General features: G+C 53.2%; 17 protein-coding genes and 1 riboswitch. All 17 genes read right to left on the bottom strand.

Annotated elements, in window-relative coordinates; all coding sequences use genetic code 11:
* Positions 1-7 precede the first annotated feature (7 nt).
* Positions 8-685 carry an energy-coupling factor ABC transporter transmembrane protein gene (locus OGY67_RS02830; RefSeq protein WP_008785133.1) on the bottom strand — a complete coding sequence of 226 codons (678 nt, stop codon included), beginning with the start codon at positions 683-685 and terminating at the stop codon, positions 8-10.
* Positions 672-953: an energy-coupling factor ABC transporter substrate-binding protein gene (locus tag OGY67_RS02825; protein WP_003030289.1), complete on the bottom strand. Its 282-nt coding sequence runs from the start codon at positions 951-953 to the stop codon at positions 672-674. The genes OGY67_RS02830 and OGY67_RS02825 overlap by 14 nt, the downstream gene beginning before the upstream one ends.
* Before the next feature lie 2 nt (positions 954-955).
* Entirely contained in the window at positions 956-1,693 is a 738-nt protein-coding gene (gene cbiM, locus OGY67_RS02820; RefSeq protein WP_003834098.1) for a cobalt ECF transporter S component CbiM, read from the bottom strand.
* Positions 1,690-2,403, bottom strand: coding sequence for a cobalt-factor II C(20)-methyltransferase (locus OGY67_RS02815; RefSeq protein ID WP_003834099.1), 714 nt, complete (start codon positions 2,401-2,403; stop codon positions 1,690-1,692). The genes cbiM and OGY67_RS02815 overlap by 4 nt, the downstream gene beginning before the upstream one ends.
* Complete coding sequence (gene cbiK, locus OGY67_RS02810) at positions 2,400-3,194, bottom strand: sirohydrochlorin cobaltochelatase (protein ID WP_008785135.1); 795 nt, start codon at positions 3,192-3,194, stop codon at positions 2,400-2,402. Before cbiK ends, OGY67_RS02815 begins: the two co-directional genes overlap by 4 nt.
* 10 nt (positions 3,195-3,204) lie before the next feature.
* Complete coding sequence (locus tag OGY67_RS02805; RefSeq protein WP_048216008.1) at positions 3,205-3,990, bottom strand: cobalt-precorrin-6A reductase; 786 nt, start codon at positions 3,988-3,990, stop codon at positions 3,205-3,207.
* On the bottom strand, positions 3,987-4,712 hold the full coding sequence (locus tag OGY67_RS02800; RefSeq protein WP_003030278.1) for a precorrin-3B C(17)-methyltransferase: 726 nt from the start codon (positions 4,710-4,712) through the stop codon (positions 3,987-3,989). The genes OGY67_RS02805 and OGY67_RS02800 overlap by 4 nt, the downstream gene beginning before the upstream one ends.
* Positions 4,712-5,767, bottom strand: a complete 1,056-nt coding sequence (gene cbiG / locus OGY67_RS02795) for a cobalt-precorrin 5A hydrolase (protein WP_003834107.1) — start codon at positions 5,765-5,767, stop codon at positions 4,712-4,714. The genes OGY67_RS02800 and cbiG overlap by 1 nt, the downstream gene beginning before the upstream one ends.
* Entirely contained in the window at positions 5,748-6,521 is a 774-nt protein-coding gene (locus OGY67_RS02790; RefSeq protein WP_003030275.1) for a cobalt-precorrin-4 methyltransferase, read from the bottom strand. The genes cbiG and OGY67_RS02790 overlap by 20 nt, the downstream gene beginning before the upstream one ends.
* Entirely contained in the window at positions 6,514-7,083 is a 570-nt protein-coding gene (locus OGY67_RS02785) for a decarboxylating cobalt-precorrin-6B (C(15))-methyltransferase (RefSeq protein ID WP_008785138.1), read from the bottom strand. The genes OGY67_RS02790 and OGY67_RS02785 overlap by 8 nt, the downstream gene beginning before the upstream one ends.
* Positions 7,073-7,678: a cobalt-precorrin-7 (C(5))-methyltransferase gene (locus OGY67_RS02780; protein ID WP_008785139.1), complete on the bottom strand. Its 606-nt coding sequence runs from the start codon at positions 7,676-7,678 to the stop codon at positions 7,073-7,075. Before OGY67_RS02780 ends, OGY67_RS02785 begins: the two co-directional genes overlap by 11 nt.
* The gene (gene cbiD, locus OGY67_RS02775) at positions 7,672-8,808 is read right to left on the bottom strand and encodes a cobalt-precorrin-5B (C(1))-methyltransferase CbiD (protein WP_235127235.1); all 1,137 of its coding nucleotides are present in this window, start codon (positions 8,806-8,808) and stop codon (positions 7,672-7,674) included. The genes OGY67_RS02780 and cbiD overlap by 7 nt, the downstream gene beginning before the upstream one ends.
* Positions 8,805-9,437 (bottom strand): cobalt-precorrin-8 methylmutase, encoded by a 633-nt coding sequence (locus OGY67_RS02770; RefSeq protein ID WP_008785140.1) that lies wholly within the window; start codon positions 9,435-9,437, stop codon positions 8,805-8,807. The genes cbiD and OGY67_RS02770 overlap by 4 nt, the downstream gene beginning before the upstream one ends.
* A 10-nt stretch (positions 9,438-9,447) precedes the next feature.
* Positions 9,448-10,407, bottom strand: a complete 960-nt coding sequence (cbiB, locus tag OGY67_RS02765) for an adenosylcobinamide-phosphate synthase CbiB (protein WP_048216004.1) — start codon at positions 10,405-10,407, stop codon at positions 9,448-9,450.
* Positions 10,404-11,783: a cobyrinic acid a,c-diamide synthase CobB gene (locus OGY67_RS02760; protein WP_079935269.1), complete on the bottom strand. Its 1,380-nt coding sequence runs from the start codon at positions 11,781-11,783 to the stop codon at positions 10,404-10,406. The genes cbiB and OGY67_RS02760 overlap by 4 nt, the downstream gene beginning before the upstream one ends.
* Before the next feature lie 88 nt (positions 11,784-11,871).
* Positions 11,872-12,046, bottom strand: a riboswitch (cobalamin riboswitch).
* 332 nt (positions 12,047-12,378) lie between these two features.
* Positions 12,379-13,290 (bottom strand): transcriptional regulator PocR, encoded by a 912-nt coding sequence (gene pocR, locus OGY67_RS02755; protein ID WP_003834122.1) that lies wholly within the window; start codon positions 13,288-13,290, stop codon positions 12,379-12,381.
* A gap of 203 nt (positions 13,291-13,493) precedes the next feature.
* A complete protein-coding gene (gene pduF / locus OGY67_RS02750; protein ID WP_003030258.1) occupies positions 13,494-14,303 on the bottom strand; it encodes a propanediol diffusion facilitator PduF in 810 nt (269 codons plus the stop codon).
* Positions 14,304-14,813 lie beyond the last annotated feature (510 nt).

The following is a 14,813-nucleotide window of genomic DNA, read 5'->3' as shown; positions in this document are numbered from 1 at the left end:
CTTTTCCTTACAGGTGAAAATCACCCTGATACAGTTTGATATCCAGTGTGGTGGTCATTTGCTGGTAGCGGATCAACACGCGGGTGAACAGCAATCCCACCAGCATTGCCAGAGAGCGGTAGCCCAACGGCAAGCTACGATAACCAAAACGCAGCGTTTGTGCGCGATGAATAGCCAGCGCCTCGTCTAACAGGATAAAAATAAACCGCCAGGTCAGCAGGATCTGCTCAGTTAGCAGGCGAGGAACGTGCGCGCGTTTGAGTAAGATAATTAATTGCGGAAACGGCAGATTCAGTACCAGCCAGAAGGTTGCCGCCAACGCGGCAAGGCTGCGCCAGAAGGTTTCATTGGCGGTTACCACACCTGGTGCACTGATCCCCAACCAGTAACTTCCCACAGGTATGCTGGCCAACAGCGTCTGTGGATCGCGGCTGATGCTAAACAAAATGGTCACCACGCCAACCGTGAGAAAACCAAACGGCAATGCCATCCAACGACACCAGCGCCAGAAGGAAATACGCAGCAGCCAGCAGCTCAGCGCGGCAATAAGTAAAAGCTCAATACCCTGCCCCAATGGGGGCAGAGTAAACGCCAGAATCATCATCACCAGCCAGAGCAGAAATTTCCGCACCGGCGAGACATGAACCCAACGGCTTTGATAGCTAAGCCTGTCAAGCCCGGTCATCACGGCGTTGCCTGCCCTTGGTGTAACCCAGGATATAGAAAATCACGGCTGCGCCAAGCGATCCCTGGAGCGTAAACAGCAGACTTTCAATTTCACCGCTTGCGGGTTCATACAACGGTTGGAACCAGGGCTCATAATGCGGGGCAATAGCCTGAATCTGGCTTTCCGCCTCACCATCTGACCCGCCGTACTCCCCACCGTGGTTGATAAAGAACGGCAGGATCACCAGCGCCACTACCATGCCCAATATAATCAGCGTCTTTTTCATCGTTAATGCCCTTGTGCGGTTATCAACTGGCGTTTGGTTAGCTGATCGTAAATCAGCACGGTAAGTAACCCTTCCGCAATCGCAATTGGGATCTGCGTCAGGCAGAAAATCCCCATGAACTTAATGATTGAGCCGGTAGCGCCAGCAGAGGGATCCGGGAACGCAACGCCCAACTGTACAGAAGTCACAAAATAGGTGACGAGATCCGCCAGCATTGCACACAGGAAGACGCAGACATCACGACGCAATCCGGCGCGGCAGGCCATTTTCCACACCATGTAACCCACTACCGGGCCAATTACCGCCATCGACATGCCGTTCGCGCCGAGCGTAGTCAAACCACCGTGTGCCAGCAGCAGAGCCTGGAACAGCAGGACAATCGCCCCAAGGATGGCTACCACGCCCGGTCCAAACAGGATAACCGCCAGGCCTACACCGGTAGGATGTGAGCAGCTTCCGGTAACGGAAGGAATTTTCAGCGCCGACAGCACAAAAATAAAAGCGCCACACAGGGCCAGCAAAACCTTCTGGTGGTTATCCTCCTGCACAATTTGACGCAGACGTACCAGCCCGTACCACAGGCAGGGTAAAAACAGCAGCCACCAGGCCAGCGCCCACATCGGCGGCAAGAAACCTTCCATAATGTGCATAGCGAACGCTTGTTCAGGAACAATCATCAGTAATAGCGCCGCAGCCAACCCGCTGAAAGACAGCTGTTTTAGCTGTTGTTCAAGCTTCATTGTGCATACTCCCACTGTTTATTGACCAGAATGGTCGAGAAATAAGGCAGCGGCTGATCGTCGCTCACCTCATCGAGATGACGCCAGCACTGTTCACCTGGCAGCGTGGCTTCAGACATCATTAATGCACAGTCCAACAAACCTTCTTGTTGTAGCAGCGCTTTGATACGTGCAAAACGACCGTACACTTTCATCAACACCAGACTGTCATGCTGTTTTAACGCTTGCTGGATTTCCGCTTCCGGCGCGGTACAGGAGACCACCGCCAGTGACTGTTGCTCCATAGCGAGCGGCGTTTTGGAACGCGCGGCAATCGCGGCGAAAGACGTGACGCCAGGAACGATTTCCAGCCAGTCAGGACAACCAATACGCTGAAGTAAAAAGACCCAGGTGCTGAACAGCATCGCATCGCCGAGAGTGATAAACCCCACCTGCTTACCGGCCTCGACTTCCTGAACCAGCGCGGCAGCAACTTCATCCCAGACGGCCTCTTTTTCAGCGCTATCGGCACTCATAGGAAAATGGCAGCAGCGGACTTCGGTCTGTTCACCGATATACTCACGTACAATCGACAATGCCAGACTGTCGCCGCCTTTACGCCCGGCAGGCGCATAGAGAATATCCAGCGCGCCCAGCGTGCGTGCGGCACGCACGGTAATCAAGTCGGAAGCACCTGGCCCGGTGCTCAGTGCATACAGTTTTCCGCTCATGCTGCTTCCTCCAGCGCCACATTAAGCGCCTGCTGTAAATGTGCCACGAACATGGCGCGAACCGCCGGGTTCTCACCCAGACCACTAAGCCACGGCGTAGCCGGTATCCCTGCTGCATTGAACAACGTTTTCCAGGAATCATCTTCGTCGGAGGCCATATCGTTGATGGCATGGTCGCCAGCGACTAACATCAGCGGCATCAGATGCACCGCCGTCACCCCTTCCTGAGATAAACTTTCAATCAGCACATCCACTTCCGGATAGCTTTCCACCGCCCCAACCCGCGCCGGAAAGCGCTGCGCCGTCATCATGTGGTCGAGACAGGCATAGGCGGCAAAAGCATGGTGGCTGGCACCGTGTCCCATAAAGACCACTTTTTCACTTTCGCCAAGCGCCGGCATCTGCTGTTGCAGCGCCAGCATCAACTGTGCGTAATCTTCATGGCTGCTCAGCAGCGGTACACCCAGCGTCAGGCGTGAAAACAGCGGACGCATACTTTGCACTTCGCGGACAATTTTTTCGTATTCGTCACCATTAATAATGTGCAGCGACTGAATAGCCACATCCTGATACCCCTGCTCCGCCAGTTTTTGCAGCGCCTGTAGCGGCGTGTCGATTTCAATACCGTCTCGCTGCTTGAGCTTGCGGATTATCATCCCGGAGGTAAACGCCCGGAACAGGTCGCGGTCAGGGCAGCTAGCTGCGAGATCGCGCTCACAGGCCACAATATTTTTCTCGCAGGTGTCGTGATAGCTGGTGCCAAAGCTGACCACCAGAAGCGCCTTTTTCATCTCAAACTCCTTAAGCAGTGGCCAGCCAGCGCGTTAAACGCGCCCCAAAGGCGGCCTGACTTTCCAGTAACTCTTCTCCCGTCACCAACGGTGCCGGACGTGTAATCACGATGCAGGGGATTCCGGCATCCAGACAGGGTTGAACCTTTTCCTGATAACCACCTTCAGCGCCAGATGCTTTGGTGATCACCACATCAGCCTGGCACTGGCGATAAAACGCAGCGTTGAACTCGGCGCTAAACGGTCCGCACAGTGCGAAGATTTCACCGACGCCAAATCCCAGATCCGCGCATTGCTGAATGACCTCAGGAACAGGCAGAACGCGCGCCAGCAGCGTTTTTTCAGGCAACCCTTCGCGCCAGATGGCCAGATCTTTACTGCCGGTCGTCAGCAGCACACGATCGCCGAAGCGTCGCGCCACCTCACAGGCTTGCGGAATGCTTTGTACGGTGTACAGGTGCGGGTGAGTTAAACCACTCAACTGCTCAGGGCGCTGGTAGCGGCTCAGCAGTACGCCCGCCGCTTCGCAGGCGCTCATGATGTTGCGGCTCACCACCTCGGCGTACGGATGCGAGGCATCGATCACCCAGCGCGTCCGATTTTCCTGTAGCCAGGCAATCATTTGTTCGCGCTCCAGACGCCCGCAGCGCACCTGGCCTTTGATGTCTCCCGCCAGTTGTTTCCCTGTTGGGGTTGCAACTGACAGGGTATAGGCCACGTTTGCCGCATCCAGTTGCTGGCACAGCATGCGCGCATCGCTCGTACCGCCCATGACCAGCACATCACCGTAATTCACAGCACATAACCTCGTGGTGTGATCATCAGGCCGTCCTGAACATAGGTTGTTTTGTTACCCACGATCACAAGGCTGGTCATATCAACCGGTTCGAAATCCATTTCACCGAGCGTGGTTAACCATTTTTCCTGCTTTTTACGTCCGGCAGACTTCACAATACCCACCGGCGTTTGTGCGCTTTTGCTGGCGGAAAGCAGTTCAAATGCGCGCGCCAGATGACCTTCGCGACCCCGACTGCGCGGGTTGTAGAAACAGATAACAAAGTCTGCCTCACCGGCGGCAACGATGCGTTTTTCGATAACCGGCCATGGCGTTAACAGATCGCTTAAGCTGATGTGGCAGAAGTCGTGCATCAGCGGCGCGCCCAGCAAAGAGGCCGCGGCAATACTAGCGGTCATGCCAGGTATTAGCCTGACCTCAACATCCAGCTTTTGCTTGCTGACCAGTTCGAGCACCAGCCCGGCCATACCGTAAATCCCCGCGTCACCGCTACTGATCAGCGCCACGTTGTGACCCGCCTGTGCCAGTTCGATCGCCGCCTGGCAGCGTTCAATCTCTTTGCACATTCCGGTTTTGATCACCTGCTTGTCACCCGTGAACGCTTTTACCAGATGGGTGTAGGTTTTATAGCCAACGATGATTTCCGCTGCCTGCAGTGCTTCAACGGCTTCCATGGTCATCATTGCCTGCGAGCCAGGGCCAATTCCAATTACGCTTAACATCAGTGTGAAACTCCCAAAGTGATAGTGACGCCCTGTTCTCGCAGGGTCTCGCCTAACAGTTTTCCGTGGCTCAACAGCCAGGCTGCAGGACCGGAAACGCTTCCTGTACCCACCGTTTTGCGAACAAACGATGAGGCTGGAAAACGGTGCTCATGCTCACGCAGCGCGTCAGCAGTAAAGGTTTCGAAAGGAACGCGGCAGCACGAAGCCAGTTGGATAAGTCCCTGTTCATCTTTTTTCAGCGTGATGCTGCCAATCGCTTTTAGCGCCAACGGATCGAGCTGTTGAGCTTCAAGTTGCCGGGCAAGCAGCGCAGCCAGCAGAGGGAACGGCGTATCACGGCGACAGCCAATTCCGGCCACAACCCGCTGTGGCACCAACTTCCAGTGCGGAACAGGCAGGTCAGGTAAATTGGTGCGTAAGGTGATGCACACCAACGCATCCAGTTCAGGGAGCTGGTTGAGATCGGTAACCGTGATAAACCCGCGCCGGTCGCAATGGCTGACATCCTGCGTCAGTTCGTCATCCCACCACAAACCAACCCGCTTATTGCTGACCAGCATCTGGTTCACGATCTTCACCGCCGAACGGAAATCACTCATCCGGGCATTCAGTTGAAATGCCAGCGTATCCAGTGCCGCCATATCGTTCACATCCGTCGCGGTAGTGATAACCGGGTCAGCGCCCAACATGCCCGCCAGATAACGCGCCAACGCATTGGCACCGCCCGCGTGGCCGGAGAGCAGGCTGATGACATGCTGGGCACGTTCATCAATGACCACCACCGCCGGATCGCAGAATTTGTCATTGACCAGCGGGGCCAGTACGCGCACCGCAATGCCGGTCGCACCGATAAAAATCAGCGCCGAGTAATTCGTAAACGCTTCGCGGGCGGTATTCGCAAAGCCGTTTTCAAAGGGAATAAACCCCTCCTCCAGCAGCTTTTCACTGGTAAAACAGGTAACCGGCAGCATGGCTGCCAGACGTTTCGCCAGCACAACGCCGCCAGGAGTCAGGCAAAAAAGCGCAATTGACTCAGGCTTTACGGTATTCATGGCTAAAGTCCGCCGCATAGAGTTTGGAGTAGTGATACTCCGAGCCCAGGAAATTACCGACCAGAATAAGGGCCGTTTTACGGATGCCCGCATCGCGAACCTTGTCGCCAATATCCGCCAGGGTCCCGCGCACGGTCTGGCTTTCCGGCCAGGTCGCTTTATAGATCACCGCCACGGGCGTGGTCGCCGGATAGCCGCCTTCAATCAGACGCTCAGCCACCCGATGAATGCGCTGGACGGAAAGATAAATCGCCATTGATGTCTGGTGGCTGGCAAAAGACTCCAGCTGTTCACGCTCTGGTACCGGGGTGCGGCCTTCCAGGCGCGTAATGATCAGGCTCTGTGAAACTTCAGGTACGGTGTACTCCACGCCCAGCTCCGCCGCCGCGCCGAGGAACGCGCTGACGCCGGGGACCACCTGCCAGTCAATCCCGCGTTTGGTCAGCTCCTCACCCTGCTCGCGTACGGAACCGTACAACGAGACATCACCGGTTTGCAGGCGCACAACGGTCTTGCCCGCTTTCACTCCGGCTTCCATCAGATCAAGGATCTGCTCCAGATGCAGTTCAGCACTGTCGTGACATTCAGCACCGGCAGGGCAATACTCCAGCAATTCAGTGTTAATCAGCGATCCGGCGTAGATAACAACCTGCGCCTGCTGCAGCAACCGGTAACCTTTGAGGGTAATCAGCTCGCGATCGCCAGGACCTGCGCCAACAAACCACACGCTACGGGGATCAAAAATCTCAGACATGGTTTCCTTCCTTCTGACAGGCGATAACAAATACGGGGTTATTCGGTTTAAAATAGTGACCATTGCCAAGCGTGGTAAGCGAGGAAACCTGTAGCTGCAGGCAATCCACTCCCTGTACGCCAAGATGATCCAGATGTGCCAGCGCGGTGTTGAGGTTTTCCTGGAGGATAAACGTCATCACCAAACGCCCTGCGGGATGCAATTGGCGCATCGACCAGTCAATCAGTTCGGTCAGATGGCCGCCGCTGCCGCCCATAAAAATGGCATCGGCTTTTTCAGCGATGGTCATGGGAGCAACGCCCGGAAAAATATCGATATTTGCGCAGGCAAAATGCTGGCGGTTTTCATCCAGCAACCTGAGTGCCGCCGGGTTACGTTCGATGGCCGTTACACGTAATCCGGGATATTGCAACGCCGCCTCTATCGACACGCTGCCGGTTCCGGCACCAATATCAATCAGGTGACTGGCGCGGTGTAATTCAAGTTTTGAGAGGGCAAGTGCGCGTACCGCTTCTTTGGTCATCGGCACTTTCTCTCCACGCAGAAACAGCTCATCTTTCATCAAGGATCACCACTGCATTCATGTCATAGTCAGCGTTAACTTCACGCACAGGCAGGAAATGGATCTGTTCGTTTTCCATCGCCAGGTTTTCGCCAATCACCATCCAGCGATGCCCCTTGCCTCGTGCAATGAGCTGCTGCGCGATTTCACGCGGGCCACACAGCGCATCAGTCACCATCGCCACCTTGTTATGTCGCGCCAGCTCATCAAAACAGACGCTGCGGCCATGGCTACTGGTCAGCCACATATCGTTCATATCAATACCGGACTGCGCGCACAGGTACTGCACCGCACTAATGCCGGGAATAATCCGCACATTCTCAATACCAAAATGCGCCACCATGCGCGTCCCGATGCCGTAAAACAGGGGATCGCCAGACGCCAGTACCACAACGTGCTTCTCCTGGTGCGCGCTAATCCAGCTCAGGAGTTCCGGGATATTGGCGCCAAGAGCAAACTGTTCACCGGTAAAATCCGGGAATTGCTGCAAATGCCTCTTTCCACCGACCAGAACATCCGCCGTCGCGACCGCTTCTCGTGCCGCAGGCGTCATCAAATGCAAACCGGCGGGGCCCATCCCTACAACGGTTAACATTGCATCTCCTCAGCAATTTCTGCGACCGGACGATTACTTCCAAGAACCTGATTATCAAAAGAAAACATGATGGCATCGCAGGTCGGGGGATTTTTGGTAAAACGCAATGTTTGCAGGACACGCATACAAATGCGCTGAGCCAGATGGTCATAAATGTGCTGGAAACCGTACGCGTCGATATGTTCCATCGCCGCTTCGGTGGTATCGCACTCGCTGACCAACGTCAGCAGTTCCAGCGGTGCGCCAAGTAGCGCGAGGTGGGCCACCAGCGTTTCCATGCGGGCATCGGCAATATGGCTATGGGTATGGAAGATCCCCGCCGCGATTTTGACGAGCTTGCCTGGATGTCCCACCAGCACGATTTGCCGGAACCCCAGACGTACAGCTTCTTCAATCATGTAACCGACAAAGTTGCTCATGGTGACCACCACCTGGGTGTCGATACCCATCTGCTCGCGCACAAAACGCTCGCCGTGGTTTCCCGGCACCAGTACAACACGCTCCAGCCCTGCCGCCCGCTTAATTTCCAGCTCCAGCGACAGTGAACGCTTCCAGCTCTCTTCTGACATCGGCGTGACAATACCCGTGGTGCCGATAATCGAAATGCCGCCAAGAATGCCAAGGCGAGAGTTGTAGGTTTTTTGCGCCCGTTCTTCGCCTTCTGGCGCGAAGATTTCAATCTGCGCCCCACGATTTGGGCCAATCGCTTCGCGGACAGCTGATTCAATGGTCTGGCGAGGTGTACGGTTAATCGCCGAACTGCCCACCGGCAGGCCAATCCCTTTGCGGGTTACCGTACCGACCCCTTCACCGCCCTGTAAGGCAATCACGCCACTATCGTCTAACGTCACGCGAGCAAAAATCAGCATGCCGTGGGTGGCGTCCACATCATCTCCACCGTCTTTGCGGATGGCCGCTATTGCCTGCCGCCCTTCGATATGCGGTGACTCCACGTTCAGGCACAGCGTCACCCCGGAAGGCGTCACGATGGAAACCTGATGGATGAGGTGTTGGCGCAATACCATCAACGCGGCAACTTTTGCCGCCGCCGTGGCGCACGATCCCGTGGTATACCCTTTACGCAGCGCTTTACCGTTGTGCCACACCGGCGTATCGAAGGCCTCGCTCATCGCGCCCCCTGCATGTGATAAAGCATGGCGTTGACGATAGCGGCGGCGACATTGCTTCCCCCTTTGCGGCCTAACGCTGCAATGGCGGGCAAATTGCTTTGGGTCAGGGCATCTTTCGACTCTTCAGCACCAACGAACCCAACCGGTACACCCACCACACCGCTGACGGCAACATCATGCTCAAGCAGGCGGAACAGCGCAGTCGGCGCGTTGCCAAAGACAAACAGCTTTTCCCCCTCTTCCTTCACCGCAATGTCGACTGCCGCCATGGACCGGGTAATACCCTGCTCTTTTGCCGTACGCACAACCCGCGGGTCGCTGATGTAGCAGCGGCATTCACCGCCGAATTTTGCCAGCAGCGTTTTATTGATCCCGGAAAGCGCCATCGTGGTGTCGGTGTAAATCACGCTCGAACGGCTAAGCGCCGCACAAAACTGCTCCAGCACATCACTGGAAAACCACAGAATGTCCAGCCAGTCGAAATCTGCCGTCGTGTGAATAACCCGCTTGATAATGGCTTCATGTAACGGACTGGCAAACTGATAGTCCGGACGGGTTTCACGGATGATCTCGCCAATAATGTCGAAACTTTTGGCTTCAATCGCTTGGGGTTGCTGGATGTATTGCATTATGTTGTCCTCAGGCTACACCGACCCACAGCCACCGCAGCGCAATAAACAGCGCCAGTGCCAGCGTCGATGCCACCCACATCAGTCGAATCGTATGGGAAATGTCGTCTACCGAAATGTCGCGTTGTGCATCACCGATCCACGGTTTCTCAACGCGCTCGCCAAAGTAGTCATTAGGACCACCCAGACGAATGCCTAATGCCCCGGCTACGGATGCCTCTGACCACGCACAGTTTGGGCTGCTATGGTTGTAGCGATCGCGCCAGCCAATCTGTAAAGCTCGCGAGCCGTCTTTACGACATAAAAATGCCGCCACGCCCAGCAACAGCCAGCTCAGTCTTGCAGGAATAAAGTTCGCGACATCGTCCAGACGCGCGCTGACCATACCAATAGCGCGGTATTTTTCATGTTTGTAGCCCACCATGGAGTCAAGGGTGTTTACCGCTTTGTAGGCCATCGCCAGGGGCGCACCGCCGAGGAGGAGAAAGAACAACGGCGCGATAATGCCGTCTACGGTGTTTTCAGCCACGGTTTCCACCACCGCGCGATTGATCTGCTGCGGTTGCAGCTGTGAGGTATCACGCCCCACAATCCACGATAGTTTTTCCCGACTCTGAGCAAGGTCACCGGCCCGTAGCGGACGTTCGACATCCTGCGCGGCCTTTGCCAGGCAGCGTCCGGCCAGCACGGTAAAGATCATCCATACCTCTACCACCCACCCCAACCAGGGATGAATAGATTCTGCCAGTGCCAGCACGCCCCAGGACACAGCCCAGGTCAGACCAACCACCACAATCCACATCACCGCGCCGCCGATGCGCAGCGCACGGTCGCTATGGCAATAACGCCGAATAACTCGCTGCACGGCAGAAATCAGATTGCCAATCCAGCGCACCGGATGTGGCCAGTTCTGCGGATCGCCGATGATAAAATCAAGCAGCCAGGCAACACACCATGCAAGGATCGTCATAGCGCACTCCTCGCGGCTGCCAGCCAATGGTTAAGCATCTGCGGACGTTGAGCAAAATGAACGTGTAGATAGCTGGCAAAGGTGTTTCCGACCTGCCAGCCGCCGGACCAGGCTTGCAGCGTTTTACCATCGCGCACTTTGCGACAGTTCATCACCGCTGGCGTTTCAGGGGTAAAATCGGAGTAGTGGAATTCATGTCCGCGCAGCACTTCGCCTTCTGCAGCTAACAATGTTTGCTGCGCGGCCTGCGCTTCGCAGTAGCCAAATCGGGTCAGACGTTTCCCCATTTTGCTGTGGCCGGGAATGATATCCGCCATCAGCCAGGTATCGCCGTTGCTGTCCTCAAGCGAACTGCCGAGATACATCAGCCCCCCGCACTCTGCATAAATCGCGACGCCACGTTGATGTGCCTCTCGCAGTTGATTCAGCATCGAGACATTGCGAGCCAGCGCCGCAGCGTGTAGCTCTGGATATCCGCCACCTAACCAGATCATCTGACAGTCCGGTAAACAGGTGTCGTGCAACGGGCTAAAACGGACAACTTTAAGCCCCGTACGTTCCAGCAGCGTAATGTTATCCGGGTAGTAGAAGTTGAAGGCTTCGTCATCGGCAATGGCAACCGTTAGCCCTGCTCCGGCGTCTGCGGCAGGAAGCGCGGGCCATTCGCCAGCAGGAAGATTGGTTGACTGGCTTAATGTCAGAAGCGCGTCGATATCAAGGGTTTGCTCCAGCGTCGCGGCAAAAGCCTGCCACGGTTGCTGATTGATAACCGACTCACGTGCGGTTACTAAACCCAGATGACGTTCGGGAAGGGCAACCCCATCCATACGGGGTACGTAGCCCAAGACGGGTACATCGCAGTAACGTTCGATTGCGACTTTCAGTAACTGGTAATGCGTTTCGCTGTTAACCCGATTAACAATAACCCCGGCGATGTTCAGGGTGGGATCAAAATGCTGAAAACCCATTACCGTTGCGGCGATTGAAGTGGAAACGGCTTTGCCATCAACCAGTAAGATGACCGGACAGCCTAACTGTTTAGCCATCGCGGCGGTGCTGCAGTAGTTTGGGTCGGTACCATAGCCGTCATACAGCCCCATAACACCTTCAATAACGGCGATATCCGCATGTTGCATCTGCTCGTTGAATAGAGCGTTCAGCGTGGGGACGGGAAGCATGAAGCTATCAAGATTGCGGGAAGCGGTACCGCATACCGCTGTATGCCAGCCGGTATCAAGGTAATCAGGACCTACTTTGCAAGGCTGGACGCGCAAACCGCGTTTTTTCAACAAGCTCAACAAGCCCAGCGTCACCGTGGTTTTACCACAGCCGCTTCCGGTACCTGCAAGAACAAATGCGTGAAAATTGGCCGCCATACCCTGATCCTGTTCAGGGTGGTAGGGGTGTAGAGATACCCAGTCTCTCGACTGTATGCATCTGAACCACCCACTTCCCACCGAAGTTGTTGGTAGTCACTGACAGGCAGGTCTTCTGGCTTAGCGTCATCCTCACCCGTCCTTCCCAATCTTGCGATCAGTGGTCCATACGGGGTCGTCAGCATCACAGCAGCGGGGGCTGCGGGGGATTCTCACCCCCTTCCCTACCACAAATGTGGCAAACCTGTCAGTTCAAGAGCCTGGTTAATTAAGCGCTCTGTTATGAGGTAAATTCACGACCTCATGACAATAATTCAATTTAATATCTTTCCGAGTTCATTCAGCCAATTTTCTGGCCTTAACCCACTTATTCACACGTTCACTTTTTGAATGAAAGTATCAGCTAAGAATAAAGAAAGTCATTCACACAGACACTGTATCTCATCACAAAAATAAAAACTGGTGCAGTTTATCCCTCTAATACCATTATTTTGTTGCGCTATGACAATTTATTGACTGCTGTTGTCACATTTCATTTTATAATGACTAACATAGCGCCCGATATCAAAAATCGGCAATAGCAAAATATTGCTATTTAAGCGGATTCACCGCGTGAAATGACATTTATTTGCTGGCGAAATGCCTGCGGCGTAACCTGATAGGTCTGGCGGAAAACTTTGCAAAAATAACTTGTTTGCGAAAAGCCTAAATTACGCGCAATGCTGGCTATGCTCCAGTCACTGTGACAAAGCAGCTCTTTGGCACTGGCCATTCTTTGCTGGTTTACCCATGCGTTAAAACCAATACCCTGATATTTTTTGAACAATTTGCTGAAATAGTACGGGCTAAGGAAAACATGAGAGGCAACATCTTCCAGACGTAGATCGTCTGATAAATGTGCATCAATATAGCGCAGGGCTTTTTTCATTTTACTGTCATGAGGGTTGGTACTACGGTTAGCGCGTACCGGCTCTGACTGCTGCGGGTTATCTTTGATAACAACAAAATTAAGTTGTTTCTTAAGGCAATTTTCGACGATGAGCTTGAGTAAATCCGCTGAAGCAATGACGCGAGAATAGTCCATTTCAGGTACATTACGGAACTCGTTTACCAGCTCTGGATCGGCTTGCCAGCGGTCATCGACGTTCAGAATATCAACGAGGCCTACATCGTTACTTAAGCGTACTTGTCCACAAAGCACGAACCCTACCAGGTGTCCCGCGATGACCAGCGGAATTGAGAAATCGGTAAGCCCGGCATGGCAGCGATAAATGCAGGGTTGATCGGATTTAGAGGCTTCCAACCCTCCACAGCGGTCGCTCATACGACAACGCGTACTATGCTGAGGATGCTGGCGCATCAACTGGCAAAAAGGAGTGAAATTAAAAAGCTCAGAAATTTCATCACCGTGAATATTGACAACCACAACAGCCAGACTGGTGGCCTGTGCAAAATCCTGTGCGATTTTATTAATGAGTTCTGAGTTCAGGGCACTCGCAGAAATCATGATAAAACCTCTCAGTTAATTTATTGTTATAAATAAAACATATTATTCACACATTCATTTTCATCTCGCGATCCAGCGCTCTGATGAAAGTCAGCATTGAACATAACAAAAGTCTCCCATTGTTGGGAGACTTTTTAAGCCGTTCAGGAAACCGGATCACGAAAACAGTTTTTACCTTTCAATAATAAACATCTTTCGTGAAGCTAGCTCTCGTTTTCCTCCAACTTACACGAATTACACGGTAAATTTTTGCCAATAAAATAACGATAAATTGCTGCGCCCGCACAGGCGCCGATGATGGGTGCCACAATCGGCACGATGAAATAAGGGATATCGCGCCCCCCGGTCATCGCAACATCACCCCACCCGGCCATCCAGGCAAACAATTTAGGACCAAAATCACGTGCCGGGTTCATCGCAAAACCGGTAAGTGGACCGGTTGATGCGCCAATAACAGCAACCAGAATACCAATCAGCAGTGGTGCTAACGGGCCTTTGGGAACACCGTTACCGTCATCCGTTAGCGCCATAATCATCCCCATCAGAATGGAGGTAATCACCACTTCGACCAGTGCGGCCTGCCAGACACTCAGTGCGGCGGCAGGATACGTACTAAAAATGCTGGCAAGTTGCAGGCTTTCCAGACTACCGCGTACCATTTGATGGGCTGATTCATACTCAATAAATAAGCTGCCGTACAACAAATAGGCCAGCATAGCGCCACCAAAGGCCCCCGCTATCTGAGCGACAGAATAAGGTAGTACCTTACGACCCGGAAAACAGGCAAACAACCAAAGTGCGATGGTAATAGCGGGGTTGAGATGGGCCCCAGAAATCCCGGCTGTCAGGTAAACTGCAAGCGAGATCCCCAAGCCCCATATGATGCAGATCTCCCACAATCCCAAACTGGCACCCGCGACCTTCAGGGCGCTCAGGCACCCAATACCAAAAAACAAAAATAGTCCGGTACCTAAAAACTCAGCAATACATTGCGCTCTTAGTGAATCGTTCATTGTGACACCTTCTAAGCAGAGTTCGTGTCTTTACCAGCGGACTCCTTGCTGGCAGGAAGATTACTTCAAGGCTTACTATAAAAATCTGTATCGGCAAATTGTTGGCAATCTGCAAGCGACATGCCCTTAAAAATCGTGTTGTGATAGCAAATTCTTGCTATCACCTTTATTAAAGCAGGCGGTAAAACGAGGATTTACCCTATTAAAAGTACATTTTCAAAATAATAAAATATTGCGAAAAGCAGAATTCTATTTTCAAACGATCATCACAATTTCATTTTTCTCGCATAGCAAATGATATTTAAACTGTCACTCGGAAAAGTGTAAATATGGAATTAACATAACCAAATAGTCACATTACTTAAACTAAAAATAACCAACAAAAACAAATTATTATGATGACATATAGCAATTTTATCTCACCATAACCCCACTATTTTTTCACTCTTACTTTCAACTCAGCCATTCTTTTTCCTCGCTTCTTTTTATAGTCATGAAAATCGGGACAAC

Origin of the sequence: Citrobacter sp. Cpo015 (genome assembly GCF_030333035.1) — a bacterium.
Lineage (GTDB): Bacteria > Pseudomonadota > Gammaproteobacteria > Enterobacterales > Enterobacteriaceae > Citrobacter > Citrobacter portucalensis.
This window is presented reverse-complemented; position numbering and strand designations above follow the sequence as displayed.

Coding starts and splice junctions, on each gene's coding strand:
- cbiG (WP_003834107.1), bottom strand. CDS start 5,767: ATGAATACCGTAAAGCCTGAGTCAATTGCGCTTTTTTGCCTGACTCCT.
- cbiB (WP_048216004.1), bottom strand. CDS start 10,407: ATGACGATCCTTGCATGGTGTGTTGCCTGGCTGCTTGATTTTATCATC.
- OGY67_RS02790 (WP_003030275.1), bottom strand. CDS start 6,521: ATGTCTGAGATTTTTGATCCCCGTAGCGTGTGGTTTGTTGGCGCAGGT.
- OGY67_RS02815 (WP_003834099.1), bottom strand. CDS start 2,403: ATGAGCGGAAAACTGTATGCACTGAGCACCGGGCCAGGTGCTTCCGAC.
- OGY67_RS02760 (WP_079935269.1), bottom strand. CDS start 11,783: ATGGCGGCCAATTTTCACGCATTTGTTCTTGCAGGTACCGGAAGCGGC.
- cbiD (WP_235127235.1), bottom strand. CDS start 8,808: ATGAGCGAGGCCTTCGATACGCCGGTGTGGCACAACGGTAAAGCGCTG.
- OGY67_RS02800 (WP_003030278.1), bottom strand. CDS start 4,712: ATGTTAAGCGTAATTGGAATTGGCCCTGGCTCGCAGGCAATGATGACC.
- pocR (WP_003834122.1), bottom strand. CDS start 13,290: ATGATTTCTGCGAGTGCCCTGAACTCAGAACTCATTAATAAAATCGCA.
- OGY67_RS02770 (WP_008785140.1), bottom strand. CDS start 9,437: ATGCAATACATCCAGCAACCCCAAGCGATTGAAGCCAAAAGTTTCGAC.
- cbiM (WP_003834098.1), bottom strand. CDS start 1,693: ATGAAGCTTGAACAACAGCTAAAACAGCTGTCTTTCAGCGGGTTGGCT.
- OGY67_RS02825 (WP_003030289.1), bottom strand. CDS start 953: ATGAAAAAGACGCTGATTATATTGGGCATGGTAGTGGCGCTGGTGATC.
- OGY67_RS02785 (WP_008785138.1), bottom strand. CDS start 7,083: ATGAAAGATGAGCTGTTTCTGCGTGGAGAGAAAGTGCCGATGACCAAA.
- cbiK (WP_008785135.1), bottom strand. CDS start 3,194: ATGAAAAAGGCGCTTCTGGTGGTCAGCTTTGGCACCAGCTATCACGAC.
- pduF (WP_003030258.1), bottom strand. CDS start 14,303: ATGAACGATTCACTAAGAGCGCAATGTATTGCTGAGTTTTTAGGTACC.
- OGY67_RS02830 (WP_008785133.1), bottom strand. CDS start 685: ATGACCGGGCTTGACAGGCTTAGCTATCAAAGCCGTTGGGTTCATGTC.
- OGY67_RS02780 (WP_008785139.1), bottom strand. CDS start 7,678: ATGTTAACCGTTGTAGGGATGGGCCCCGCCGGTTTGCATTTGATGACG.